The 25,180-nt window shown below is 48.3% G+C and carries 24 protein-coding genes and 2 pseudogenes; 9 read left to right on the forward strand and 17 right to left on the reverse strand.

What is annotated here, in order from left to right; translation table 11 throughout:
* Positions 1-11 precede the first annotated feature (11 nt).
* The 5 genes from JET16_RS11955 to JET16_RS11975 form a co-directional block, all read right to left on the reverse strand.
* A complete protein-coding gene (locus JET16_RS11955; RefSeq protein WP_199616185.1) occupies positions 12-1,004 on the reverse strand; it encodes a sugar ABC transporter substrate-binding protein in 993 nt (330 codons plus the stop codon).
* A 438-nt stretch (positions 1,005-1,442) separates the two neighbouring features.
* Positions 1,443-2,282 (reverse strand): sugar phosphate isomerase/epimerase family protein, encoded by an 840-nt coding sequence (locus JET16_RS11960; protein ID WP_199616187.1) that lies wholly within the window; start codon positions 2,280-2,282, stop codon positions 1,443-1,445.
* A gap of 40 nt (positions 2,283-2,322) precedes the next feature.
* Complete coding sequence (locus tag JET16_RS11965) at positions 2,323-3,135, reverse strand: AraC family transcriptional regulator (RefSeq protein WP_199616189.1); 813 nt, start codon at positions 3,133-3,135, stop codon at positions 2,323-2,325.
* 48 nt (positions 3,136-3,183) lie between these two features.
* Positions 3,184-3,504 (reverse strand): MocE family 2Fe-2S type ferredoxin, encoded by a 321-nt coding sequence (locus JET16_RS11970; RefSeq protein ID WP_199616191.1) that lies wholly within the window; start codon positions 3,502-3,504, stop codon positions 3,184-3,186.
* Positions 3,505-3,591: 87 nt separating this feature from the next.
* A complete protein-coding gene (locus JET16_RS11975) occupies positions 3,592-4,695 on the reverse strand; it encodes a fatty acid desaturase family protein (protein WP_199616193.1) in 1,104 nt (367 codons plus the stop codon).
* 263 nt (positions 4,696-4,958) lie between these two features.
* On the opposite strand from JET16_RS11975, the gene JET16_RS11980 reads away from it, so the two are divergent.
* From JET16_RS11980 to JET16_RS11990, 3 genes are read left to right on the forward strand one after another with little or no spacing between them, the layout of a single operon-like run.
* Positions 4,959-5,102: a helix-turn-helix transcriptional regulator gene (locus JET16_RS11980; RefSeq protein WP_199616195.1), complete on the forward strand. Its 144-nt coding sequence runs from the start codon at positions 4,959-4,961 to the stop codon at positions 5,100-5,102.
* Between the two features lie 5 nt (positions 5,103-5,107).
* Positions 5,108-6,094, forward strand: a complete 987-nt coding sequence (locus JET16_RS11985; RefSeq protein WP_199616197.1) for a VOC family protein — start codon at positions 5,108-5,110, stop codon at positions 6,092-6,094.
* 13 nt (positions 6,095-6,107) lie between these two features.
* Positions 6,108-6,464: a VOC family protein gene (locus JET16_RS11990; RefSeq protein WP_199616199.1), complete on the forward strand. Its 357-nt coding sequence runs from the start codon at positions 6,108-6,110 to the stop codon at positions 6,462-6,464.
* A gap of 409 nt (positions 6,465-6,873) precedes the next feature.
* Here JET16_RS11990 and JET16_RS11995 read toward each other — a convergent pair whose 3' ends face one another.
* On the reverse strand, positions 6,874-7,863 hold the full coding sequence (locus JET16_RS11995; RefSeq protein ID WP_199616201.1) for a sigma-70 family RNA polymerase sigma factor: 990 nt from the start codon (positions 7,861-7,863) through the stop codon (positions 6,874-6,876).
* A gap of 165 nt (positions 7,864-8,028) precedes the next feature.
* Here JET16_RS11995 and JET16_RS12000 point away from each other — a divergent pair, with 165 nt between their 5' ends.
* Positions 8,029-8,703, forward strand: coding sequence for a class I SAM-dependent methyltransferase (locus JET16_RS12000; protein ID WP_199616203.1), 675 nt, complete (start codon positions 8,029-8,031; stop codon positions 8,701-8,703).
* 79 nt (positions 8,704-8,782) lie between these two features.
* Positions 8,783-9,541: a metallophosphoesterase family protein gene (locus JET16_RS12005; RefSeq protein WP_199616205.1), complete on the forward strand. Its 759-nt coding sequence runs from the start codon at positions 8,783-8,785 to the stop codon at positions 9,539-9,541.
* A gap of 65 nt (positions 9,542-9,606) precedes the next feature.
* Here the strand turns inward: JET16_RS12005 and JET16_RS12010 are convergent, their stop codons facing one another.
* Positions 9,607-10,395: an ABC transporter ATP-binding protein gene (locus JET16_RS12010; RefSeq protein WP_199616207.1), complete on the reverse strand. Its 789-nt coding sequence runs from the start codon at positions 10,393-10,395 to the stop codon at positions 9,607-9,609.
* 17 nt (positions 10,396-10,412) lie between these two features.
* Positions 10,413-11,948: a 2-isopropylmalate synthase gene (locus JET16_RS12015; RefSeq protein ID WP_199616209.1), complete on the reverse strand. Its 1,536-nt coding sequence runs from the start codon at positions 11,946-11,948 to the stop codon at positions 10,413-10,415.
* Positions 11,949-12,085: 137 nt separating this feature from the next.
* Between JET16_RS12015 and JET16_RS12020 the strand changes: the two genes are divergently transcribed.
* Positions 12,086-12,895: a helix-turn-helix domain-containing protein gene (locus JET16_RS12020; RefSeq protein WP_199616211.1), complete on the forward strand. Its 810-nt coding sequence runs from the start codon at positions 12,086-12,088 to the stop codon at positions 12,893-12,895.
* Between the two features lie 182 nt (positions 12,896-13,077).
* Here the strand turns inward: JET16_RS12020 and ant(6) are convergent.
* Both ant(6) and JET16_RS12030 read right to left on the reverse strand, forming a co-directional pair.
* Positions 13,078-13,930, reverse strand: a pseudogene (ant(6), locus tag JET16_RS12025) (aminoglycoside 6-adenylyltransferase).
* Positions 13,931-13,968: 38 nt separating this feature from the next.
* Positions 13,969-15,033, reverse strand: a complete 1,065-nt coding sequence (locus tag JET16_RS12030) for a DUF4037 domain-containing protein (RefSeq protein WP_199616213.1) — start codon at positions 15,031-15,033, stop codon at positions 13,969-13,971.
* A gap of 164 nt (positions 15,034-15,197) precedes the next feature.
* Here JET16_RS12030 and JET16_RS12035 point away from each other — a divergent pair, with 164 nt between their 5' ends.
* Entirely contained in the window at positions 15,198-15,572 is a 375-nt protein-coding gene (locus JET16_RS12035; RefSeq protein WP_199616215.1) for a MerR family transcriptional regulator, read from the forward strand.
* A gap of 43 nt (positions 15,573-15,615) precedes the next feature.
* Here the strand turns inward: JET16_RS12035 and JET16_RS12040 are convergent, their stop codons facing one another.
* From JET16_RS12040 to JET16_RS31115, 4 genes and pseudogenes are all read right to left on the reverse strand, one after another.
* The gene (locus tag JET16_RS12040) at positions 15,616-16,548 is read right to left on the reverse strand and encodes an NAD(P)-dependent oxidoreductase (RefSeq protein WP_325176679.1); all 933 of its coding nucleotides are present in this window, start codon (positions 16,546-16,548) and stop codon (positions 15,616-15,618) included.
* Positions 16,549-16,691: 143 nt separating this feature from the next.
* On the reverse strand, positions 16,692-17,357 hold the full coding sequence (locus JET16_RS12045; protein WP_199616216.1) for a VOC family protein: 666 nt from the start codon (positions 17,355-17,357) through the stop codon (positions 16,692-16,694).
* Between the two features lie 93 nt (positions 17,358-17,450).
* Positions 17,451-18,359 (reverse strand): sigma-70 family RNA polymerase sigma factor, encoded by a 909-nt coding sequence (locus JET16_RS12050; RefSeq protein WP_199616217.1) that lies wholly within the window; start codon positions 18,357-18,359, stop codon positions 17,451-17,453.
* A 151-nt stretch (positions 18,360-18,510) separates the two neighbouring features.
* Positions 18,511-18,726, reverse strand: a pseudogene (locus JET16_RS31115) (class I SAM-dependent methyltransferase); the annotation flags it as partial.
* Positions 18,727-18,942: 216 nt separating this feature from the next.
* Between JET16_RS31115 and JET16_RS12060 the strand changes: the two are divergent.
* Complete coding sequence (locus JET16_RS12060; RefSeq protein WP_199616219.1) at positions 18,943-20,652, forward strand: cellulase family glycosylhydrolase; 1,710 nt, start codon at positions 18,943-18,945, stop codon at positions 20,650-20,652.
* Between the two features lie 44 nt (positions 20,653-20,696).
* Here the strand turns inward: JET16_RS12060 and JET16_RS12065 are convergent, their stop codons facing one another.
* The gene (locus JET16_RS12065) at positions 20,697-22,334 is read right to left on the reverse strand and encodes a glycosyl hydrolase (protein ID WP_199616220.1); all 1,638 of its coding nucleotides are present in this window, start codon (positions 22,332-22,334) and stop codon (positions 20,697-20,699) included.
* 614 nt (positions 22,335-22,948) lie between these two features.
* Here JET16_RS12065 and JET16_RS12070 point away from each other — a divergent pair.
* Positions 22,949-23,626 carry a DUF559 domain-containing protein gene (locus JET16_RS12070; RefSeq protein WP_199616222.1) on the forward strand — a complete coding sequence of 226 codons (678 nt, stop codon included), beginning with the start codon at positions 22,949-22,951 and terminating at the stop codon, positions 23,624-23,626.
* A gap of 270 nt (positions 23,627-23,896) precedes the next feature.
* Here the strand turns inward: JET16_RS12070 and JET16_RS12075 are convergent, their stop codons facing one another.
* A complete protein-coding gene (locus JET16_RS12075; protein WP_199616224.1) occupies positions 23,897-24,094 on the reverse strand; it encodes a toxin-antitoxin system HicB family antitoxin in 198 nt (65 codons plus the stop codon).
* A 15-nt stretch (positions 24,095-24,109) separates the two neighbouring features.
* Entirely contained in the window at positions 24,110-24,958 is an 849-nt protein-coding gene (locus tag JET16_RS12080) for an SPFH domain-containing protein (RefSeq protein ID WP_199616226.1), read from the reverse strand.
* Between the last annotated feature and the right edge of the window lie 222 nt (positions 24,959-25,180).

The raw sequence follows: 25,180 nt of genomic DNA on the forward strand, positions 1-25,180 counted from the left end.
AAGAGTTTTTCTTATTGCCACTTCTTGATGTATTCCTCTACGTTGTCCTTTGTCACCAGCTCATAAGGAACGAACACGTTTTTCTCCACAGTTTCCCCTCTGGCCGCTTTGATCGCAGTTTCCAAGCCGGCGCGTCCTTGACCGTCGGCATTCTGGAATACGGTAACCTGAAGCTTGCCGGACTTGACGTATTCCAACGCGTCGGGAGTCGCGTCAACGCCTGCAAAGACAATGTCCTTCTCCTTGCCTGCCGCCTCTGCCGCCATAATGGCTCCGATCGCCATTTCGTCGTTGTTGGACACAACCGCGTCGATCTTCTTGCCTGAGTTCAACCAGTTCTCCATTAACGCCATACCCTTCGCGCGATCCCAGGATGCCGTGCCTTCGAGGACAATTTTCATATCCGGATGTTTTTCAATGATTTGCTTGTTTCCTTCGGTTCTCTTGATTTCCGCTTCGTGGCCCGATTGCCCGCGCATAATGGCGATGCTTCCTTTCCCGCCCAACAGCTTCGCCACTTCCTCCATCTGCATGACGCCTGCTGTGATCGATTCCGAGCCCGCGTATGCGGTCGCTTTCTCCACTCCGTCAAAATAACGGTTCACGACGACGATCGGAATGTTCGCCTGGTTGGCTTTATCCACGATATCCACCGCGGACACCGTGTCCACTGGAACGATAACGATCGCGTTCACCTTTTGCGAAATAAAGGTTTCGATTTGCGACAATTGCTTGCTTGCGTCGTTTTGCGCATCCACATAGTTAACCTGAACGTCCGACTGCGTCGCTTCATATTTCTTCATGCCTTCCTGCAGATAGCTCAACCACTTGTCGCTAAAATCCGGAAGCGCCGCGCCGACCACAAGCTTCTTGCCGCCGTCACCGGAATTGGAACCGCTTGCAGAAGTGCCGCCGGAAGTCGTCGCTGTGCTTGCGCAGCCTGTGAAGATGAGTGCAAGACATAACAAACTCAATAACAGTACCGAAACTTTTGGCTTTTTCATGGAATTGCTTCCCCCTCAAGAAAATTTAGATTTATGCAAAATATGATGCCGACAAATTAACCTTCTGCTTTGCAGGGACAATTTGACGCTCGCCGCCTTTCTCACCTCCGTTGGAAGTCATCCGGCATCCTCGATATGTAACCGCTTGCAATTATGTTGGAAGTGAAGTCGCTTCACTGCGAAGCGATTTGAAAGTACGCCTGCCTTGAGGATTATCGGTGTAGGGAAATCGATATACCCGCATGACTTCAGATTCACTGCTGCGTAACCCTTAATACACTGGGTTTTCCATATGGCATTAATGACTCCCATAAGAAAACAGGACGATTTCAGCAGCATTTTTGATTAAGCGCTTCACCTAAACCGATAATACAAGAATCGGTTCTATAAATCAACAACTTTTTTAAATAATCAAATAATTTCATTTGCCGACCGCGGTTATGAAAATTGTTTCCGGTAGCGGTCCCGGAACCGCCGGGCCATCGCGAGACAGATTTCCCACAGATCTACTACAGGTTGTCTTGTGAACGGATGGGTATGCATATAACCGGGCGGACCGAATTCCGGCGTGCATGTCACGAAGGGACGGCCGGCAGCTTGGTGGATGCCGCAAATCTCATCCCACCACTGTTCATGTCTCAGCAGCGCATACTCGTATTCCGGAGCGCGAAAATCGGGCACCTGCGGTCCTTGCTCATACCCTACCCGCGCATGAATATGAATGGAGTGCCGCATAGCAAGCGACAAATTGTCCTCTTGATCGTGCAGCATCGATTCGCACACATTGCACCAATGGCTGAAATCGGCTGTGATATGCAGCTCCGGCAAATCGCGAAGCAACCGGGCCGTTGCCCATGGAGTGCAGGTGGCCCTGCCCCGATGCGTTTCGTGCGCAAGGGGGATTCCCGCCTGCCTCTCAAGACGGACGGCATGACTGAAGAAGTTCAATTGCTCCTCATATGGCATAGAGTCTTTGGCGCTGTGCGAGTTGATCATCAACGGACGGAAGGACGCCGCTCTTTCCAGTTGAGTTTCAAGCGAAGCGATATGAGCCTCGGCGGAATCCGGGTAAGGCTTCTCATTGTCCTCTTTGCCGGTGTATATATGCAATATAAGCTCCAGACCGTATTGATCCAGCAGCTCTCTGAAGCGATGTTCTTCTTCCTTGGCCGGCATCGGCGTCTCCACTCCGTCATACCCGGCCTCCGCAATCCGTTTCAGTTTCGTATCCCAATCTCCCTCCATCCCCCAAGCAGCTTTGAAAATTTTTATTTCCATGCTGCATATCCCCCTCACCAGGCAAGTGCCCGCCGACGTCCTAACTGTTTCTGCGAATCTCCGTCGGCGTTCTCCCCGAGAAATTTTTAATTAATCTGGATAGATGATAGACGCTTTTAAACCCGGTCCGTTCCGCGATTTCTCCCAGCGAAAGCCCCGTACTTCTCAACAGCTCTTGGGCGTGATCCATCCTGACTTTCCACAAATAGCGCATAGGGGTAACGCCCTCTGCCTGCCGAAACAAACGTATCAGATACTCTGGCGAAACGTTGGATAAAGCGGCTAACCGATCTAAATGCAAAGGTTGATCGTAGTTTTTATGAATTTCGTCCTTGGTCCTGACGATGGACGGATGCTTCCCCTTCTCCAGATAGCCGTGCCGACTTTCCGATTGGTACAGCATGATAGCCGCGACCCCAAGCGTGCATCTCACGTCCTCCTGTATATTTTGGATGGAGCTGTGCGTTAACGATTGCAGCGAATCCGTGAGCCGGTTCATCGTGTCCGACAAAGGTATAAACCTCGGCAGCCGCTCCAGCATCGCCCGTTGTTCGGGAACGTTATCGTTCAATTGGATATGAACCCAGTGATGCCAAGTTTCGGATTTCTCGGAAAAGTAAAAGTCCTCGCGATGTCCGGGGTGCAGCAGCGCCACGTGGCCTGCCGGAACGAAATGCACCTCGTCGTCCACATGAATATGCACATGACCGGTATGAACAAGGACCAATTGCAAATTCTGCTGAATGCGCGGACCCCATCGCCCGCCGGGAGGATATACCGTCGAACCGGCCGTTGCATCATCCACCATAGCCAGAAGATGGCTTTTGTCAATTCCGCGTTTGCTTCCCTGCATGCTGCCACCTCCGGTCTCGCAGGATAGTCATCGTTCAAAGCAAGGACTTTATCCGACGTTGATATATACTTTGCCCGCTTCGATTTTAACGGGATATGTCTTCAGGCTCACGCACACCGGCGCCCGCTTGGCTTCCCCTGTCGTAATGTCGAACCGGCCGTTATGCTTCGGGCATTCGATCAGATTGCCCATCACCAGTCCGTCGGCCAAATGAACCTTCTCATGGGTGCAAAAACCGTCCGTTGCATAATACTCATTCTTCTCGGTGCGATAAATTGCAAATGTTCGACCGCCGTAATCGAAGCGGATTACGTCTTCTTCGTCAATTTCGCCGGCTGCGCACGTTTCAATCCAACCTTCCAATGCCATGGTTCTCACCCCCCACAGTAAGAGTTTTGTACCAAGTTATTTGGGTAATCGATTAATCTAATTGCAAAAATAATACCACAAAAAAAGTTAAGCGGTTACATTTATGCCGTCAACGCTGCGTTCCGGGGCGGCCGGGCCAACCCGGTACGGCCTCGCGGTGCTTGGCAGCGGGCGAACAATCGCATAGGACGGGTCGTCCTTCTGCTTCCGCAGAGCGCCGTACACTTCCTTCAGAGCCGACCAAAGACTCGGATTCGCCGCGGGGCAATCGGACTTCACCTCTTCGTGCAGCTGCGGCAGCGCGTGATACGGCACCATTGGGAACATATGATGTTCTACGTGGTAGTTCATATTCCAATACAGAAATCTAAGAACCGGATTCATGTAAATCGTGCGCGAATTCAAACGGTGATCCAGAACGTCCTCTTTCAGCCCCAAATGCTGCGTCATGCCGAAAAGCAAAACCACAATGAAGCCGTAGAAAGCAGGAAGAATGATAAACATTGCCGGCAAAATGCTTCCCGTATAAACGCAAGCGGCGATGACCGAAACGAAGATCAATAAATAAATTCGCGCTTCGCGAAATGTCTTGGCATGCTCGGACTCCGGAATATATTCCTTCTCCTCGGCATCCAGCTTTCCGGCGCAATGAAGGGCGAAACGTACGATTTCGCGCGGTCCCCCGTACAGATGAAACAGCTCCATGAGGATAATACGCCAAATCGGAGGGCGCTCGGCTACAATCTCGGGGTCCCGTCCGACGATAATCGTATCCGTATGGTGACGGGTATGGCTCCACCGCCATGGGGTCGCCGATCTCAACACCATGAAAGATGAAATTTGATAAATGACCTCATTCATCCACTGTGTCTTGAAAGCGGTCCCATGACCGCACTCATGCCAGCGCGAATCGGCAGGTGTTGCATATAAAATGCCGTACAGCGCAAAAGCCGGAATCGCCCACCATGTTCCCCAACTGTAATACGCGAGAATGCCTGCCGCAATAAGGGATCCGAACCAGATGAATGTATCCCGTATCGCGGGACCGTCTTTGCGCTTCATCAATTGCTTCAAGCGCTGCCTGGGAATCGGGCACGTATACCATTCTGCGGCGACCAGCCCTTTCTCCTGCGCCAGCTTGCCTTCCGGTCCCGTAAGACTGTAATCTCTTCTTCTATTGCTCTCCGCCAATTTGCATCCCCTCCTTTTTGCATTGGAGAATACCCTTCTCGGCCGATTTGGGTTCACATTTATATCGTACCGATTTCCTTCTATATCGGCAATGACGGAGATTGAATGGTTTTTTGTCTGAAATTGATATTTCCGTTATCTTGTTTCCCGATTCGGATAAAATCTTATAACGCCTTAATCCTGCACATGGCACGTCAAAAAAACGCAAAATCGATCAGGTGAAGTCACGTTTTTTTCTTTATAATTAGTGCCAGGGGGTTGAGATGAAACATACCGAGCTCATTCATCAATCAATCTATTATATTGAGCACAATCTGTTCGAAGAGATCCGTTTAACGGATCTTGCAAGCAAGGCTCATCTTTCCATGTATCACTTCCACCGCATTTTCTTGGCAAATGTGGAGTGAATGCAATGGAATATATACGAAAGCGCAAACTTACAAAAGCAAGTTACGATATCCTAACTTCACACAACGCAAAAATATTGGATATCGCACTGAAGTATGGCTTTTCTTCGGAAGAAGCGTTCATACGCGCATTCAAAAAACAATTCGGTGTTACTCCCGGGTCGTACCGTACAAATCGGCAAGTGATTGCACTTCAAGAAAGAGCGAATTTGATGAAACCGCCAACCAGACAGCTTTTCACCCGAATACATAGTAATTTCCTCCCTGTTAGTGATATTAACGCCTCTGTCGAGTGGTATACCGGTCAATTAGGAATGAAGCTGATCAAACACTGGATACAAGGCGCCGACCTTATGTATAATAGCGGCAAAACAATGTTGACGTTAATTGAGAGCGATACATTCCGCCCCCTCCATTTCATTGAATTCCTCTGTTCCAATCCGGAAAGAACAAGGAATGAAATGATACGAAAAGGACTGCCGGTGACTGAGCTAATTAACATTGGGACCACGCAAACTTTTGATTTTTTTGACACGGATGGACATAGGTTCAGTGTTTGGAACAAAAGCGGGGAATCCAGTTCAAATCCATGCAGTGACCGGTTGCTCACTCGGATTGACCGTAACTTATTGCCCGTGACCGATTTGCGGAGATCGATTTCTTGGTATGCGGACATTTTGGAATTCGAATTGCTTCACGATTGGGAGTCCGGCGCCGATCTTCGCCCGCCCGATGGAGAAACACTGCTTACTCTAATTGAGCAGCCGGACATGAAGCCATTGTATTTCAACGGTAGACCGAATCTCATCACCTGTTTCAACTTGCTGGTTCGGGATTTGGACTACTCCTATCAATTACTGCAACGAAAAGAAGTCGAAGTCACTCCTATTATTGACGAAGGGGTAATTCGAACTTTCCATTTTCTCGATCCGTACGGTCATCCTATTGGAGTATGTTACGAAAAAGAAAACTCGATCTACTATAATACTTGAAGGAGCAGCGATAATGCCGACTGTTATTAATGGAAAATTTAGTATTCAATTATATGTGCGAGACCTGGAAAAAGCAGCGGATTGGTATTGCAAACATCTTGGTTTTACAATGGGACCTCATGACTATAACGACTTTGTCGAGCTTCACCTGAACGGACGCCATGTGATGCATCTGTTGAAAGATACGAATGCCTCTCCGCTGCGGAAGCCGAGCTTCCATTTGGACACCGATGATATCCATAATGCCTATTTATCTTTGAAAGAGAAGGGTGTAACCGTGTCGGAGCTCGTTGAAAGATCCGATCATTCCGGGTTTCAATTCACTGATGTTGAAGGTAATATGATCGGCATTTCTCATTTCCCAGGTTGATCCCAATTCGCCATGAAACGCCCCTGCGGCCATCATCGGTTCCAGCACAACCGAAATCTTTCGGTTGCACACCTTTTATGCGCTGTTCAGACTCTCTTGCGTACATTATCCCCGCAACTCATCTAATGTTAAATTACTCCTAGCATGTAAAAGAAAGCGATAACCAGAGCGATAGCTGAACCAGGGGGATAGTGAGCGCAAGAGAGTTAGTACTAGGAGGGAGAGCTGGAGCCAGCTTAATTTGGAGAACATTCGGATATGACCTGCAAAGAGAAGTCAATTTATAGGCGTAGCCCGATGTGGCACGTTACCTGAACAATGGGTATAGTGCTCGCAAGGGGTTTGGAAAATGCTGTCATGGCGGGACGGGCCATCCTTGCGGATGGCCATTCCTCGATTACAAACATCTTCAGTTTTTATACCATTCAGCTATAGTAATTGTATTTCCGTCCGGGTCAACGACGTCAAAGTATTTGGAACACGGATAATTATCGTACCGCTCGCTCACTTGCACTCCTTCTTCAACCAGTTGCGCATAAAAAGCTTCAATATCATCGGTCTTTAACTCAAACAGCGATGCAGGTACTCCATTTCGCGTAAAATGCAATGGAGTTCTCTCCGCCTCTTCATGCAAAAACACATTCGGACCTCCGTCACCTAATTGAATTATGGCATTGGCGCCGTTTGCGGAGCGGATCGGTTCACGAACCAATTTGCACCCTAAATGCTTTACATACCACTGAGCAGAAACATCTACATTCCTAACCGGAAAGTTGATGCATGAAATACCGACGATTCTTTTAACTACTATTTGCTCAAACTCTTCGCCCAACTTCTGTCTGCTCATCGTCTGCTCCGCCAATTCGAACAACTCCTTTTGCAATTTATTTTTGGCCCTTCTGAGCCTGCTTTCCGCCGCACTAACGGTGACGTTCAGGAGCTTTGCTATTTCCTTCACGCTAAAGCCGCTGACGAAGTACATGATTGCGACAATCCGGTATTTTTCATACTGTGCAAGAGCCTCACGTACTTGCCGATCGCGTTCCCTCTGCAGCACTTCTTCCTCTGTTGTTTGTGTTTCATTCGAAAGATTGAGTCCGTATCCATCTTCAAGGTGCCGTGCCGTTTGCCGCCGATACTTCCTCCACCAGTCCTCAGTGGTGTTTCGAGCGATCGTCATGAGCCAACCGCCAAATTTGCCCGGCTCCTCTAACTTGATAAGATTGTACCATGCTTTGATGAATACCTCTTGTGCAACATCTTCAGCATCGCTTCGTTGACCTAGCCTACTAAGTGCAATCGCGTAGACGGCGTTCGAGTATTTACCGATTAAATATCTGAATGCATCCATATCACCTCTCGCGGCTCTAAGAATGAGTTCCTTTTCGTCTGCAGCCATATTTCACCTCGTCGAAGTCATTCATAAAATAGACGTAATGCAACGCGATTTTCGGTCATGTCAATTGCATATGTTTTATAGGAATTAACTATCAAGACAATATGTATTATATATTTCAATAATTAACTCTCCACCTATACAATAGCTTAAAAAAGGAGAAATGTTATGGACGTGTCCGTTAAGAAGCTGTTCGATGCCGTCGCAAGTGATTATGACCGGCAGAGGAAACAACTTATCCCTTGCTTTGAACAATTTTACGGAATGGCCTTATCGTTGGTGGAAAGCGACAGCCCTTGCCCGCAAATTCTTGATTTGGGGGCCGGTACAGGACTGTTTTCCGGCATGGTATTGCAAAAGTACCCAAACGCACATATGACACTGATTGATATTAGCGAAAAAATGTTGGAGGGAGCACGTCACAGATTTCGTGATTTAAACAATATCCAATACATCGTCGGCGACTATTCGGACTACACATATTCCCATCCATTTGACATCGTCATTTCGTCTTTATCCATCCATCATCTCACCCATCCGGCGAAAAAACAATTGTTTGCAAATGTATACCGGTTGCTGCGCGAAGGCGGTATTTTTGTAAATGCGGACCAAGTAGCGGGCAGCACTCCTCAAACCGATCATTATAATAGAAAACGTTGGTTAGAGTACATTAACGACAGCGATCTTCCTAAGGAAGCGATAAATGCATCTATTGAGAGAAGGAAGTTCGATATCAACGCCAAATTAGGAGAGCAAATCAACTGGATGGAGCAAGCTGGGTTTAAAGATGTTGATTGTATGTATAAATATTTGGATTTCGCCGTTTTTTACGGCAGAAAGTGACTCTGAACTCTAAGAAAAATGTAGGATAATAACGCAACATGTCGAATAATCCATAAATCGTTAATTTTGGAGGTAAGACATGAGGCTGGCGGTTATTTCAGATACGCACGGAAATGCAACGGCATTCGAAGCGGTAGTACGCGACATTAAAAATCAAAGCCCGGATGCGATCGTTTTTCTTGGAGATATCGTTATGCGGGGGCCGCAACCCGGCGAATGCATTAAATTAGTGAAGTCATTGCAGCCTCTCTCAGTCATAAGGGGGAACTATGATAACAGATTCACCAGATTCCCCAAACCCGGCTGGACGCCTAGCAATTATAAGCAAGAACTCGTTTTGCGCGCATTTGAGTATGATTGTGAAAGAATATCCAAGGAAGAGCAAGTTTGGCTTGCAAATTTACCGACGGAATTATCTTGTAATTTCGAAGAAGTCCCCACGGAGATGTACCACGCAAGCCCAAACTCACTCGTAGATATTGTATATCCGTGGGCGACGCTTGATGAACTGGATACTTTACATAAGAATGAGCAAACAAAACTTGTTCTCTACGGCCATGTACACCATGCCCATGTGAGGCAAGGAAGAGGCCGGTTAGTCGTTAATTGCGGCAGCATTGGATTGCCGTTCGACGGAGATAACCGGGCCAGTTATGCAATTGTTGACTTCAATAAGAAAGATATAGCTGTTCAGTTAAGAAGAGTTTCTTATGATATTGAAAAAGCTATAATCCGCGCAAAAGAGTGCAATATGCCCGATATTGACGCATTCGAGTATGCGCTTCGGAGGGCACGCTATCCTTATGATTCTGTGAAGCGAAGCCACTCGGCAACGTGATCATCCGCTTCGCTCCCGCGGAGCCCCTCCCGAACTCCAACTTCCAGACAGCACCCATCGTATGATTATTTACAACTTGCTGGAAGTACCCAATAACGTTCATCGCGATGCATTACATCAACCGGCACTTCAAAAAAATCCGTCAACCTGTCTTTCGTTAGCATAGATTGGACCTCGCCCCGCGTGAAGACCTCTCCCCTTCTCAGTAACAGGGTATGACGGAAGATGGGCAGAATCTCCTCTGTGTGATGGGTTACATAGATTAAAGTTGGCGCATTATGACTTTTTGCCAGGGTCTCGACTGACTCTAAAAGCTGCTCACGTGAGAATAGATCAAGTCCGTTGCAAGGCTCATCCAAAATAAGCAGTCTCGGCGAAGCCATTAGTGCCCTTGCAATCAGCAATTTTTGCTTTTCACCTTGGGAACAAGACTGATACGTTCTCCCCATTAGATGCAAGCAGCCTAACTGCTTCATCCAAGACGCAGCTAACATCCAATCCGAATCGCTCGGTTTCTCGTATAATCCGATAGTAGCATATTTGCCGCTTACGACAATTTTTTCAGCATTATCATTCATATATAGCTTCTCCTGCAAGGATAAGCTTACCCAACCGATCATAGTCCGTAACTCTCGCAAGTCCATGGTGCCGAAAGCCTGACCAAATACAGAGACCGAGCCTGAGCTCGGCCATATGTATCCATTGACTATATTTAGCAAGGTCGTTTTGCCTGAGCCATTCAGACCAAGAATAGCCCAATGCTCCCCTTTTCTCACCGTCCAATTAATTTGTTTTAGGAGTTCACTCTCCCCTCTGCGATATGAGACTTGCTCCAGATTTATAACTTCCTCCATTGTTTATTCCCACTTTCTTACCCATTACTAGTGTCCAGCAATATCGCATTGATTCCATTCAAGAACGCCTGCGCACTCGCATTTATGATGTCGGTGTCCATCGCCCGGCCAGAGTAAGTTTTCCCTTGATGGTTTAAGCGAATGTTCACTCGGCCAATCGCTTCCTTTCCTCTGGACAGGCTGTTTATTTTGTACTGGGTCAAGCTTACATCCAGATGAATCAATGATTTGATCGCACTGTATAATGCATCGATCGGTCCATCTCCGGCAGCAAATCCCTTTAGTTTTTCACCATTGTATTCTAACAACACTGTAGCAGTCGGATACAGGTCATTTGTTACCACTTGGAACGATAGTAATTCTAGCATCGGACTAATACTGTCCGCAGATTCTTCTCTTTGCTTTCTTAACAAGTAGAACAGATCATGGTCATATACTTCTTTCTTCAAATCAGCTAAAGCCAGAAATTCTTCAAAACATTGTTCCAGCTTCGTTTCATCAGAAGTATCGAACCCCATTTTTTCTATTGCATGTCTAAATGCATGTCTGCCGGAACGTGCAGTTAAAATCAGTTCCATACTCTCTGCCCCCACTTGCTCGGGTGACATAATCTCATATACGTTCTTATCTTTGAGAAGCCCGTCCTGATGAATACCGGAAGAGTGTGCGAACGCATTTTCACCGGTTATGGCTTTATTGACCTGAACCTCCAATCCTGTTAAATAGGACAATAATCTGGAGGTTCTGAGAAGTTCCTTGGTTTCAATATTTGTAGTGGATTTATAAAGCGACTCCCTGACTTTCAAAGCCATTACCACTTCTTCCAATGAAGCGTTCCCAGCCCTTTCACCCAACCCATTGATTGTGCACTCGATTTTTTCTGCTCCGTTCTTGATTGCGCTTAGTGTATTTGCTGTCGCAAGCCCCAAGTCATTATGACAGTGTACGCTTAGAATCACGTTACCGTTGATGTTTTTCAATCGATCGTTTATTTTATAAATTAATTCACCAAATTCTTCAGGCTCTGCGAAACCGACGGTATCGGGTACATTAATGATGGTCGCGCCCGCCTTCACGACAGCTTCTATTGTCTGCCATAAATACTCGAATTCTGATCGGGAAGCGTCTTCTGTTGAGTATTGAACACGGGGCAGCAGCGTTTTGGCATAGGCTACCGCATCCACTCCCATCTGCAGGATCGACTCTTTGGATCGATTGAACTTTTTTTCCACATGAACGTTGGATGTACCAAGTACAATATGAATGAAAGGATCTTGTGCGGCTCGAATACTATCGTAAACAGCATCAATGTCGCTTCTCACCGCGCGGGCCAGCGCAGTAACGGAGACGCTATCCCCGACGCTCCGCACGATATCCTGCACAGCCTGAAAGTCACCCTCTGAAGAAGCAGGAAAACCGGCCTCTATGATATCCACACGAAGGCGTTTCAGCTGCTCAGCAAATTCGATTTTTTGAGCCCTATTCATTTTCGCACCTGGTACCTGCTCCCCATCACGCAGAGTTGTGTCGAGCACGATGATATTACGGTTCATTCAAGATCTTCCTCCTCACCCTCCGTATTTCAATCATTATAGACAATGGACTCTTCATCATCATTGTGAAAACTGCGGAAGTAGAAAGCAATTTTTGCTATACTTGTTGCTAATCATTATTGGCAGGTGATTTGAGGTTGAAAATCAGAATGGATACGGGACAAACATCATTATGGAAAATCAATGAGGAACTCCAAGCCCCACCTCATATTCATGAAAATGATTTTCAGATTACAGTACCCGTTCATGGCTCCTGCCACATATTCATTGACAACAAGACACATCAACTCTCCGTTGGGGAAGGATTGGTCGTGTATCCTAAGGAAAACCACGAATTGCTCATTTCTCCTGAATCCAGCGTAATCGTCATTCAAGTCAATCATAGTAGGCTGGCACAGTTTATTGGAAATACGACATTGGATCTTTACAAGAAGCAGCGAATTGAACCCGAGGAGATAAAGAAGCATTTTCGAAGATGGGCTTCAGTATTATTGCATCACGACGCAGAGCCGCTGGCGACACAGGAAACAGAGCACCTGGTCCTTTCATTCCTTGTCAGGATGTTCACGGACAGACGGCCCATGGCTAATACGGCTAATCTTTTGAGTTTATCGGATCGGAATATCGCTTCGGTGCTTGAATTCATGCACGAGCACTACAAGGAAAAACTCAATCTGGATACACTTTCTTCAATTGCCTTACAGAGTCGGTACCATTTTATTCGTTCATTTAAGTCCATTGTCGGTATAACTCCATACCAATACCTCCTCCGACTGCGAATTGAAGAAGCTAAGGTTAAACTGCGGGGAACCAACATGAGTATTACCGATATTAGCTTCGAACTAGGTTTTTCAAGTATGAGTCAATTTTATAGGGCTTTTATTAAGGTAACAGGTACATCTCCTGAAAGATATAGAGGCACACCGCGAGGGGGATCGAACCCCTGACCTCATCGCTGCCGGCAATGCGCTCTCACAGAAAGCGAAGCATTGAAAAACAACCAAACCGCCATCGTCGTTCTCAATCATATCCGCAGAGAATCCGAGTATTTCATCGGAATTTCAAATGCACTGTTGCTATCAAACAGGGTTTGACCTCTGTTATTGCCGCGGCGGTCAATTTTCACAGCTCACTTCAATGAGTCAAAAATATTTGCAGTATACTTAATAATAGCTTCATCGTAATCCGGATACTTATATCCGAGGTTTCCTGCCACAGCTTTAGAGTATTTTCTAAATAAATCGTAACAAGTAAATAAAGACTGCCACATTTCCGGATAGCCATTCTGACAATAGGTGGATAGTAATGCTTCCCAAACTTCTTTTGGAAGGTAACGGTCGATAAATTTATAATTCTTGCCTACGCTAAAGGTATATCCTTGCTCCGATCCGATGTGCCAAGCCATCATTCTTAACAAGTTCGGACGCGCTCTCGTGTAAATGGTCAATCGCAAACAGTATTTCTTTTCTCGCTAGTCCTTTTACCACATAAGTCCAAACCATCCAGAACTCATTGCAGCAATCATCAAATTGTCTTGCGGTCGGCTTTTTGATCCAATATTGTCGATCGTTTGCGTGCACTTCATTTTTGATGCGGGCATCTTTATCAAGCAACACCTCGATTAAACCGTCGCTATTAGCGAAATAATCCTCCGTCTCGATAACCGGAATAAGCGTTAAGTCTAATTTATCGCCATCTTCAAATACAATTAAATATGAAAACCAATTGCCTAATTCCGGCGGAAAAAGCTCCATATCCTCGGGTTTTTGCATCATAATGCGTTTCCCGAATACGTTGAGCCATTGATCATTTTCTTTAAAAGATTCAATATCTGTTACAAGGTAAGAAACATCATAATCTTGGAATGTATCAGGAGGAATATTTTTGTTTGTACGTGATCCTTCCAAAGTCGCCAATCGGATTCTACTATCATTCATAGCAAAATCCACAAGCATACTCATCATCTCTTGTTCGCTTCTCATTTCGGCGACCCTCCGTTTGAAGATTTATTTTTGCAGCATTACTCCAATATCTTGCCGTAAAGCATACGGACGATATTACTCTCCGTTGCCGCTTCACTTCCGCACCACTGATTAATAAGTAAAAAATCGGTATTATCCGTAATTTGATCGATCCCGCCGATTAATCGTATCTTGGACAATTTGCGAATCGCCGGGTCGCTAATTGAATTTGCGATGGCCTCGGCGAATTTCCCGCCATAAATGACCTTAAACGGCCGGTCGTAAAAGTAAGAAGTTTGCTCGGGCATATTTTCGGTGATTTCCAGTCCATTATGTTTGTGCGCGATGAACTCATATGCTTTACAGAGCGCTTGTTCCCGTACTCTCCAAGTCGCGGACGTCTGAATCTGCGTCAACAACGGCAGCAATTGATTGGCGCAGCTCAATTCCTTAAATGCCGTTCCGAACCACTTCGGATAAGGCGCATACTTTCGTTCCATCAAAAAACATAGATTCATAATATCTCTTACAAGTCTTGACCCGATAATGGCCGATCCCAGCTCATCGCCCGCGTATCCGGCTCGAAGCGCCAGATGCTCTTCTTGTCCGATTCTGTTCCAGGTTGCCGCCATAAGAAATAACGAAATGTCATGCGGATAGTACTGGAACTGCTTGCGGACAGCCGCAAGTTCCCCCGTATCGTCCCGGAAAACCGCCCCGCCGACAATCTCGGCCAAAACCTGAGACGGGAATGTAAGCCAATCCAATAAATCGAGACCCCGGTGAATATCTATTGCAAGCTTTTGCTCAACAAACTGCGCCACCGTAGTAATCACTGTCCGATTAAGGTCTACAGGGTATCCATGAAATTGTACGGGCTTGTTCGTCAGCAGTATCTTGAAGATCTCATCAGCCAAGTCCATGTCCTGCTTCTGAAGAAACAGAAGCACTCGAGGCCCCCAGTCGTGATCCGTTGACATCTCGGTGTCATAACCGAGCACTTCACTCCCCGGCCCAATGAGCGCCGAAGCGTACCGCAAGTCCGGGAAGCTGCTTGAGATTAGCGGCTCCACAAACTCATGGTAAAATCTTCGGCTCAACTCTATACCCTTTATAAAAGCCAATGCAACCGCCCCCTTCTTTACAAACACGCATGCTAGTAACCCAAATCACTATCCAATCAATTATACAACACGGAAAGGCCGATCAGTCCGACGGCTCATGCTGTTCATGTTAAAATGGAGGTACATAATGGAAATACCTGTACTCGAAAAGGAGGACGTTTTCATTGAAAATAAGCGAGCTATCCAGAAGAACGGGGGCAAGCACCAGATCCATTAGACATTATGAAGAGAAAAAATTAATTACTCCCGTTCGACTTGACAATGATTATCGAGAGTTCGATGAATCTGCCGTCGAACGTATTCGATTGATTCAATTCTATCTTGGGCTGGGATTAACAACCGAGCAAATAGCGGAGGTGCTGAAATGCGAGGATGCCGGTCCCGTAGAATATGAGTTTTGCGATGACGTGCTTAAAACATATCTGGAGAAGGCTGATGAAATCGATAGTCGGATTCGTTCATTGGAAATTGTGAAGCAACGATTGGATGAACACATTGTACAAATGACGAAAATGATGGAGAAACAGCGGGCGAATTAGAGAGAAGAGAGACCCTATCCGTATAGAGAGGGTCTCCTGGAGTTTACGCGGTTGGATTCCTAAGCAACTCGGTTATGCGTGAGACGGCTTCGGTTCCGTAGCCCTTGTCGATTGCGCGTTGGGCAACTGCCTTAATCGTGTTCAATAAACTAACGTCAATACCATGGCGCTCAGCCGTATTGATGATGTGCTCCATGCTTGAGACTGCCGAGAAGATATTGGACATATCACCCGGATATTGGCCTTTGTCCACATGATCAGCAATTTCTGTCATAAGTTCCGGCAGCGTTGCTATCATAGCCTGGGCGTAGGCGGCAAAATCCTTCGCAGCAATATTCTCTGCGCCTGCGACGGCAAGAGCATGCAAATACCCGCCCATGGAAGACCAGAAGAGATCTAGTAAGGCGACGTCATGTGCCGCAGCGCGGCCAGGGTCGTCGCCCAGATAGGCGACAGTACCGTCCAAGCTCGCCAAGGTCGGTTGAACGGACGAATAGACGATTTCGGGTCCGCTGTACAAGATAACAGATGCTGCAGTTCCGATAGTGGTAGTAGGTGTCATGATGACCCCGTCAATATACTCGATACCATGCTCGACAGCCCAATCAGCCATGTGTCGGGATTGTGACGGAGAACCGGTCGTAAGGTTTACCAACATTCGTCCTCTCAAGTTCTCTCCCGCGGGTTTCAGGATCGTGTCAACGACGTTGTAATCTAACACGCAGATGATGACCACCGGGCTCGCCGTGATTGCCTCAGCGACGGTATTGGCTAGGATGGCACCTCTCGCCACAACATCTTCCGCCTTTCTTGCCGAACGGTTCCAAACTGTCGTTGGATGACCCTTCTTCAGAAACGCACCTGCTAACGCCTGTCCCATCGGCCCTAGTCCGATGACAGTCACCGGCGCGCGATCCCGATTCTCCATGACAGCCCCTGCATTAACCGAACTCTCATGTTGATCATTTCTCTCCAAAGTAAATTCCCCCCTTCAAATAGTTACCGGCTCTATTGTAAAGGTTCACACTAATGTGAAAGTCAATAGTTTCTGCAGCATTTGAAGGTTAGTAAAAAAAGCGGGTGCCGAGGCACCCTCTCAATTACATATCATGTTCACGCTCAGTTCCTTACTTCCAGGAGCCATTCATGGGACGGGTATCTCACATTGTGCCGTTGTACGCACTCTTTAAGCATACGCGCCTCTTCCGGGAGTACCGATTTCAAGTAATTCCAACCGTCCAATACGATCTTTCGGCCGCGAATCGTATTGCATAACAGCAGCTCTTCCTCGAATGCCGACCAAGTCCGGCCGTAACTGTTTCTGCAGAAGAGAGCTCTTTTGATCACTTCCTGAAGTTCCTCGGCCGTGTTTACTTGTGCTAACCGGAATATCGCTTCTTCGTCCTGCTGCCACATCGTCATCCGGTTTCCGTCCAAATCGGAGAAGATAAAGTACCTGCAATTCCAGTTAATATCGCCGTGAAGCGTTACACCGTTATCTTTCATAGTCTCATAAGCATGCGCCAGATCCGATGTCTCCCAAATAAATACGGAGTGCTCGGAAGGAACATGGTGTTCAACCTTTGAAAATCCGATGTTCAAATTACCTGCATGAAGCTTGCGCGCGTCGAAATCGATGCCAAGATGCAGAGAGTACCATTCTTTCGCCTTCTCAACGTCCCGAACCGGAATCGTCGCCACAATAATTCGGCTGATGCTTGGAACGCTTTGTTTGTTTCGAATCTCCATGTCGTCATTCAGAATCAATACCGTTTGATCGTTCATTTTTACCTCTCCTCGCACGAAATATATCCGGGTTTGATTTCCCAATCATATAGAGACAGCTTCACCGAAAAACCCGTCGCGTTACGAAAAAATTTATTCCTGCACAAACGCAAGCACGTTTCCGAACGGATCCTCGAACGCAAATGAACGACCGTCGGGTGACATCCGACTGACGCTTACTCCCCTTGATTGCAAAGCAGAATACGCTTCCGTTACCGAAGGAGTGGCAAAAGTAAGCACCGGCGTTTGCGATGGATTTGCCTGGGATGTTTCTCGAAAAGCAATATTGACTCCGCAATTCGGTTCGCGAGCTTTGAAGTCGATCCCAAGTACCGACTCATACCACGCCATGGCGTAATCGATGTCGCGAACATCCACAAAGACGCACGGAATCCGCATAAGTCTCGGGATTTCCCGCATGATGCGGTCATCGAAGGATGGTCCGAGGGCCGGTTTGCGCACCGCAGCTTCATCGAGCGCAGGCAATGAGGCGCGCAGTTGTTTTTTGGCCCGCTGAAGTCTGCTTTCCACGGCTCTGACCGAAACTCCGAGAAAATCGGCGATTTCTTTCATTGATAAATCGCACATATAATATAAAGCGGTTGTTATTCTATTATTTTCATCCAACTCTCCGATCGATTGCAATATCCGGGCATGCGCTTCCCGCCGAAGAACGGCCGTCTCCGCCGATTCCGACACATCTCCGTACATCGACATGTCTTCTTCAAGCACGAGCCGTTTTCGCTTATTCTTCATTCGGATACTGCACCGGTACGAAATCGAGTATAACCAACTGCCTAATTTCTGAGGGTCTCTTATATCGGAAAGCCGCAAAAATGCCTGCAAAAAAGCTTCCTGCGCCGCGTCCTCAGCCAGGTGATAATCGCCGAGCACGCTGTATGCTACGGAATAAACCGCGTTTTTATATCGGGCGACGATACTGCGATACGAATCGTATTCTCCCGCCCGTATGGCTTCCATCCACTTAAGGTTTTCGCTCATTCCTCTTCATCCGCCACTCTCAACCTATATTCTTAACCGCAGCAATCAAGAGGAAAATCGGACGCCGGGTTTCGTCGCGCATCTCGGGAAACAGGGCCAAAATTTCTTGCGTCGGTTGCGGTTCGGAGAGCTTCGAAATCGTGAAGCCGGAATCAATACCTACCACCGATCGTGCCTGCCGTTCGCGCGCATATCGGCAGTGCCAGCCGAAGCCGCAGCCTAGATCAAGCACCTTTTTGTCCCGCAGCACTGGAAACAGGGCCCGGAAGGCGGGCCATTCCCCGGCAGCGCTCAATCCTCCGGTCGAACGGGGCATCCGGCTGTAATTCTCGAAAAATTCGGGGTCATCATATTTATTTTGTTTCATGGTTCCAAACCCTCCCTTGCGCAAGTTTAAAAATTACGAAAATCATAGCAGAAGGCGTTTGCGAAAGTCTATAATTTTCCTTTGAAATCAAATTTTCACATGAAATAATGTCTAATTATTGGGATATTTACCCAGAAGCCCGCTGTGGTACATTTAATCCGGATAGCGCTTTCATTTAAGCTGTTACCAGCGATCAATAGGGAGGTTTACAGTAGTATGGATTATGTTCGCAAGCCGAAAAGCATGTTGCTGCTGGTCGTATCACTGCTTCTCACTCTGATCTCGCCTGCCTTTGCCGCCGCCAAAGACGGCCGCGAAGCGCAAGATGCCCGGAAGAGCATTATTCAAACGTATGTCGACGCCATGCAGCCCGGATGGAACTTGGGCAATACGTTCGACGCGACCGGCAACGACGAAACATCGTGGGGAAACCCGCGCGTAACGGAAGAAATGATTCGCCAAATTGCCTCCCAAGGATACAAAAGCATCCGTATTCCGATTACATGGAATCAGCGGATGGGTGATGGTCCGGATTATAAGATTGATCCGGCATTCATGGACCGCATCGAGGAAGTTGTAAATTGGTCGTTGGATGCGGGGCTGTATGTCATGATCAATCTCCACCACGACTCGTGGTTGTGGGTGCATCAATTGGGAACGGATCATGACGCGGTGCTGGCCCGTTATGAAGCGGCGTGGACCCAGATTGCCGACCGCTTCAAGGATCATTCCGATAAGCTGATGTTTGAAAGTATCAACGAACCGTTCTTTAGCGGGGCGGATACTGCGAAGTCTTTGGAACTGCTGGACGAGCTGAATACGTCCTTCCACAGCATTGTGCGGGGGTCCGGAGGGCAAAACGCCGTTCGACCGCTCGTTCTGCCGACGTTAAGCACGAACGACGCACAAGACAGACTGGACGCCATTGCGGACACGATCGCCAAACTGAACGATCCGAACTTGATCGCTACCATCCATTTTTACGGATTTTGGCCGTTCAGCGTTAACATTGCCGGCTTCACCAAATTTGACGATGTGACGAAGAATCATATTATTGAGGCGTTTGATCGTGTTCACGATACGTTGGTGGCCAACGGCATACCCGTTATTCTGGGCGAATACGGACTGCTCGGCTTCGACAGAAACACGGGTACGATCGAACAGGGCGAGAAGCTGAAGTTTTTCGAGTTCTTGCTCCACTATGTCCAAGAGAAAAACATTACCCACATGCTGTGGGACAACGGCCAGCATTTCAACCGACGCACATTCCAATGGTCGGATCAAGTGCTGTACGAGATGATGAAGGCAAGCTGGAAAGGCCGTTCGGCGATCGGCGAAACCGATATGATCTTCATCAAGAAAGGATCCGCAGCCGAAGACACCGATATCCGCCTGAGCTTGAACGGCAATCGATTCACCGGGCTCCGGGCCGATGGCGGCAATTTGCGTAAGGGTACGGACTACGAGCTGGACGGCGACGTACTGACCGTTAAAGCGAGTCTGCTCGACAAGCTGACCGCATCAGGCGAGTTCGGCGAAAATGCGGTATTAAAGGCTCAATTCAACAAAGGCGTCGACTGGAACTTCGATGTGATTTACTACGACACGCCGGTGCTGCAAGACGCGGAAGGCACAACAGACGCCTTCGCGATTCCGGCCGCGTTCAACGGCGACCGCCTTGCTACGATGGAAGCAGTTTACGCGAGCGGCGGAAATGCCGGACCGCACGGTTGGACTCCGTTCAAGGAATTCGCCGTAGCGTTCTCGCCTTCTTACGACACGAACGAACTCACATTGACTAAAACCTTCTTCAATGAAGTACGCGACGGTGAAGCCGTGAATTTGAAGTTCCACTTCTGGAGCGGCGATATCGTCACGTACACGATTACCAAGAATGGAACGAGCGTCGTCGGTACGGCTAACTAAGAACAAAATCCGGCCGGGATATCCTTCATCCCGGCCGGATATTTTTATTTCACGTTCACTTTCAATTCCTGCTTCGTAACCAGTTTGCCGCCGGGGCCGAAAGCTTTGACGGTAATCGTAACGGTCTTGCCTTTGTGCGAGGAGAAGTCGTGCTCGATCGTCCACGGAGCCGCCTTGCTCGAGCCGATCGGTTTGACGCCGATGTAATACTCCACTTTCTCGAGCATCGGCTCCAGCGTCTTCACATATGCGCTCAATTCGGCCTTGCGGGCGGGAATGCCCTTCTCGCTCGCGTTAATGTACGCCACGGAGCTTTCTTGTCCGATCGTATCGAGGTAGAACGGATGCTTGACCGATTGCCGGTAAGCTTGCAGAAGCGCCGCATTGTCCGAAAGCATGAAGTGCTTCTCGCGCTCTCCGGCTATTTTCTTGCTCGCATCGAACCAGAACACGCCTTTCACCGCAGGGTAAAGCATCGGCAATGTTGCGTAAAACTCGTTGGTGCGGTATGCGGCCCATTTTTCCACGTTGCGGTTAGCCTCGGGATATATGAATGCAATTCCGCCTTCGGAGATGAACAGCGGCTTCTTCTTTGCGTACAGCTCGTAGATGTGCTCGAACTTTTGCAGATGATTCGACCGGTCGATGCCCGCCTTCAGCGGATCGAGCGTCGGGTTATAGATGCTGTACAGACTCACGCCGATCCAATCGACATACTTGTCGCCCGGATAATACTGTTCGATCGTATTCGTCGGAATGTCGTTCGGCGCCCATACCATGACGACGTTGTCGGAAGCTTCCTCATGGAAAATGTCCGCCACGAGACCGAACTTCTCGATATATTTCGCGGGATCGCCGTTCCAAGGAACCCAGTTGCCGTTCATCTCGTTGGCGAAGCGCAGGAAGATGGGGATGCCCGATTCGCCCGCCTGCTTCGCGAATGTGCGTATGTATTCATTGTCGGTTACTTCGTCAAGTCCGCCCATCGGCTGCAGGGCGATTTGAAGCGCCGTCCCGTGATTCTTTGCATGCTTCACGTGGTTTGCGAGCGTGTCGAACGGTTTACCCCACGTCGTGTATAGTAGGTAGGCGGCGTGCTTGCGGCCGGTCAAATCCGGAAACTTCTCGGTGTAGAAGTATTTCCAGTTCTTCGTGTCGTGTACTTTCTGATCCAGCTCCGCGTATGCGCCTATGTACGCTCCCATTTTCGGCTCGAACTTCGCGCCGTGGTAGTATTGGCCGGCGGCGGCTTTCGCGTCTTCTTTGATGAAAAGCTTGACCGTGCTGCGAAGCATGTCCGCTCTCCGCTTGGACGCGGCGGTTTCTTGCGCTTTGCCGGCTTTATTCCAGTTCGCCGACTCCTGGTCCCACGCCGCCACCGCTTGATCGTATTGCTTCAATGCAGCGTGGCAGTCGCCGATCCGCTTTTGGATGTTTGCGACGTTGCCGTAGCTCTTATCCTTCGTCAGCTGCGGCAGCATTCCGGTGTATTTCTTGATGGCGGTTGCGCAGTCGCCTTTCGCTTGGGCGGCTTGACCATCCTTGTACAACGCCCAAATATTCGCGGCTTTCGCCTGTTGCGGCACCCAGCCCGCCATTACGGCGATTGCCATGAGCATGACGGCAATGGCGGCGGCGGTTATCTTGGTTATTCTTGCGGTTCGTGATGTTCCGGTTCCCATACGCTCCTCCAGTACTATGAAATAAGTCCTAGAGCTTATTATATAATGCTATTAATAATTTATGGAAGAGTAAGTTGGTGCAACGTACTCTGACCGTTCTTCGACGCCTCTTGTTTCACTCCGGTACAACGTGGTTCATTCGCGCACCACCTTGTTTCACTATGAAACTAGCGCACACGCTCGACAGTCTCTTGTTCCACCCCGGCACTACGTGGTTCATTCGCGCACCACCTTGTTTCACTTTGAAACTAGCACCCACGATACACCGCCTCCTGTTTCACCCCGGCACTACGTGGTTCATTCGCGCACCACCGTGTTTCACTATGAAACTAGCACCCACGATACACCGCCTCTTGTTTCACCCCGGCACTACGTGGTTCATTCGCGCACCACCTTGTTTCACTATGAAACTAGCGCACACGCTCGACCGCCTCTTGTTTCACCCCGGCACTACGTGGTTCATTCGCGCACCACCTTGTTTCACTATGAAACTAGCGAAAAAATTACTTGCCAACCAATTAGGCCGGAAGCTATACTTATACTCACGAGTGAAGCACACTCCGACATCATAGTCGGGGTGTGCTTTTTTAATTTCTAATGGAGGCGATAAAACAATGGTAGACGTGGCACTGCACCCGGAAGTTAAACGATTTATCGATTATGTCGAGACGAATGCCCGAAAAAATGGTATGCTCCGCTTCACAATCGGGTTTTCGGAAAAGAGATTTTTACAAAACATATGGGGACCGGCGATGAAATACAATTTCGAAGGCCTTTATCCGGAGTATCCTTTCATCGATCACGACGGGGGCCAGCGATTTATTGACTTCCTCTATGTCCGCGGCCCGGTCAAAGTCATTGTTGAAATCGACGGATACACCACACACGCAAAAAGCATATCAAAAGACAAATTTAAAGACCATCTTCGCCGGCAAAACCGGTTAATGTACACCGGTTGGTTCCTGCTGCGATTCACTGCGGATGAAATCGAACAAGAAGCGGATGTTTGCCAGGCTGAGCTGCTAAAAGCAATCGGCTATTGCTGGAGCACGGCAAGTGTCTCTCATCCCTTGAAAGCTTTGGAAACATGGCACTACCGGAAGCAGCTGCTTCAACTATTTGCATCACAAGAAAAAGGAGCAATAACGCCCAACCGATTCGCCCAAGCTCACAATATAAGCAGATCAACAGCTTACCGTTGGATTGTCAAAGCGACGAAAGAAGGATTATTCGAACCGATCAGCAGGAGAAAAAAAGTATACGCATATCGCCTCGTCCAACAAGCAAGTTAGCAATAATGATTGGGGTCGGGGGAGAAGTATTAGATACGAGCAGATGATAAGGGTCCGGGAAGAAGAGCTGGGTACGGAGCAGTTGGGTACGGAGCAGTTGGGATCGGGAGCAGTAGGGTTCCAGGAAGAAGAACTCGGGATAGAAGATCAGGCTCGAGGCCGAAGTCAGTAGTAGATGGGTATAAGGAGAGCATTAGGAAGGGGGAGTAATGGAGAGAGACACAATAAAGGCACCCGGAACGGTGCAACGGTCCCGAATGCCCCACCAAATCATTTGTCTACTTCTGTTCCTTCATGCCGCTGCGACGGCCGAGGGCACCCCGGCAGACGTCCTGCGCGGGCTAGAGCCTCGCGGAGCACGTATTCAATGTGCGCGTTAACGCTGCGAAATTCGTCGGCCGCCCACCGTTCCAACGCATCGTAAACGGCAGCGTCAATGCGCAATGGGTACTGCTTCTTACCCGACATTACCCAGCCAGCTTCCTAATATAAGCTTCCTGTATTTATGACGGGGTGGGCGGAGCGGTCGGACACGATCGCCACCATTAAATTGTTCGCCATCGCCGCTTTCCGCTCATGATCCAGCGTAATGCCGCTCTGCTGTTCCAGCTGATCGATCGCCATCTTCACCATTCCGACCGCGCCTTCGACAATCTTATGCCGTGCGGCGATAATTGCGGAAGCCTGCTGCCGCTGCAGCATAGCGCCGGCAATTTCCGTCGAATACGCCAAATGCGTCAAGCGGGCTTCCAACACGTCCACACCCGCGACGGACAGACGGGATTGCAGCTCTTGCGCAAGCTCCTCCGATACTTCATCCGCGTTGCCTCGCAACGAATAGCCTTTGTCGAGAAAATTGTCGTAAGGATATTTGCTCGCCACATGCCGGAGAGCGGTCTCGCTTTGAATCTCCACGAATTCCTCGTACTTGTCGACGTCGAAAGTCGCTTTCGCGGTTTCCACCACTTTAAAGACGACCACCGCCGCAATTTCGACCGGATTGCCTTCCACGTCGTTCACCTTCAACTGCGAGCTATTGAAATTCCGCACGCGAAGCGATATCTTCTTCCGGACAGAGAACGGCAGCACCATCCAAAATCCAGCTTCCCTAACGGTACCCTTGTACTTGCCGAAGAACGTTACGACCGCGGCCTGATTGGGCTGAATTACGGTAATGGAAATAAGCATAATGAACGCTATGATCAAGAATATAACTCCGACAAATGCTATCCGCGGAAAAGATGCTATGACGAACACTCCCAACAAAACGTACAGCACTGCAATCAACACAGCGAAAAACCCATTCATCTTCCATGCGCCGAATTCTCTCACGTCGATCTCCCCTTGAATTCATTTTTGATATTAATATGATATCAGATTTTACACTAAATGTAAATTTGGCGGTGGAACAGGTGGAGCAGCATCAGAAAAAAAATAGGAACTACTGAGCTTAATCCTGCCGTATGCGACCCCAGTACAAAGCTGGGAAATCAGCAGAATAAACCCGTAGTTCCCATGTCCTCATTACCGGCCAAGGACTCCGCAATAACGGTC

This window comes from Paenibacillus alkalitolerans (genome assembly GCF_016482785.1).
Taxonomy (GTDB): domain Bacteria; phylum Bacillota; class Bacilli; order Paenibacillales; family YIM-B00363; genus Paenibacillus_AE; species Paenibacillus_AE alkalitolerans.

What these genes read in the sequence shown, in the direction of transcription:
- JET16_RS11955 (WP_199616185.1), bottom strand. Translation starts at nt 1,004, where the DNA reads ATGAAAAAGCCAAAAGTTTCGGTACTGTTATTGAGTTTGTTATGTCTT.
- JET16_RS11960 (WP_199616187.1), bottom strand. Translation starts at nt 2,282, where the DNA reads ATGGAAATAAAAATTTTCAAAGCTGCTTGGGGGATGGAGGGAGATTGG.
- JET16_RS11965 (WP_199616189.1), bottom strand. Translation starts at nt 3,135, where the DNA reads ATGCAGGGAAGCAAACGCGGAATTGACAAAAGCCATCTTCTGGCTATG.
- JET16_RS11970 (WP_199616191.1), bottom strand. Translation starts at nt 3,504, where the DNA reads ATGGCATTGGAAGGTTGGATTGAAACGTGCGCAGCCGGCGAAATTGAC.
- JET16_RS11980 (WP_199616195.1), top strand. Translation starts at nt 4,959, where the DNA reads ATGAAACATACCGAGCTCATTCATCAATCAATCTATTATATTGAGCAC.
- JET16_RS11985 (WP_199616197.1), top strand. Translation starts at nt 5,108, where the DNA reads ATGGAATATATACGAAAGCGCAAACTTACAAAAGCAAGTTACGATATC.
- JET16_RS11990 (WP_199616199.1), top strand. Translation starts at nt 6,108, where the DNA reads ATGCCGACTGTTATTAATGGAAAATTTAGTATTCAATTATATGTGCGA.
- JET16_RS11995 (WP_199616201.1), bottom strand. Translation starts at nt 7,863, where the DNA reads ATGGCTGCAGACGAAAAGGAACTCATTCTTAGAGCCGCGAGAGGTGAT.
- JET16_RS12000 (WP_199616203.1), top strand. Translation starts at nt 8,029, where the DNA reads ATGGACGTGTCCGTTAAGAAGCTGTTCGATGCCGTCGCAAGTGATTAT.
- JET16_RS12005 (WP_199616205.1), top strand. Translation starts at nt 8,783, where the DNA reads ATGAGGCTGGCGGTTATTTCAGATACGCACGGAAATGCAACGGCATTC.
- JET16_RS12010 (WP_199616207.1), bottom strand. Translation starts at nt 10,395, where the DNA reads ATGGAGGAAGTTATAAATCTGGAGCAAGTCTCATATCGCAGAGGGGAG.
- JET16_RS12015 (WP_199616209.1), bottom strand. Translation starts at nt 11,948, where the DNA reads ATGAACCGTAATATCATCGTGCTCGACACAACTCTGCGTGATGGGGAG.
- JET16_RS12045 (WP_199616216.1), bottom strand. Translation starts at nt 17,357, where the DNA reads ATGAACGATCAAACGGTATTGATTCTGAATGACGACATGGAGATTCGA.
- JET16_RS12050 (WP_199616217.1), bottom strand. Translation starts at nt 18,359, where the DNA reads ATGAGCGAAAACCTTAAGTGGATGGAAGCCATACGGGCGGGAGAATAC.
- JET16_RS12060 (WP_199616219.1), top strand. Translation starts at nt 18,943, where the DNA reads ATGGATTATGTTCGCAAGCCGAAAAGCATGTTGCTGCTGGTCGTATCA.
- JET16_RS12065 (WP_199616220.1), bottom strand. Translation starts at nt 22,334, where the DNA reads ATGGGAACCGGAACATCACGAACCGCAAGAATAACCAAGATAACCGCC.
- JET16_RS12070 (WP_199616222.1), top strand. Translation starts at nt 22,949, where the DNA reads ATGGTAGACGTGGCACTGCACCCGGAAGTTAAACGATTTATCGATTAT.
- JET16_RS12075 (WP_199616224.1), bottom strand. Translation starts at nt 24,094, where the DNA reads ATGTCGGGTAAGAAGCAGTACCCATTGCGCATTGACGCTGCCGTTTAC.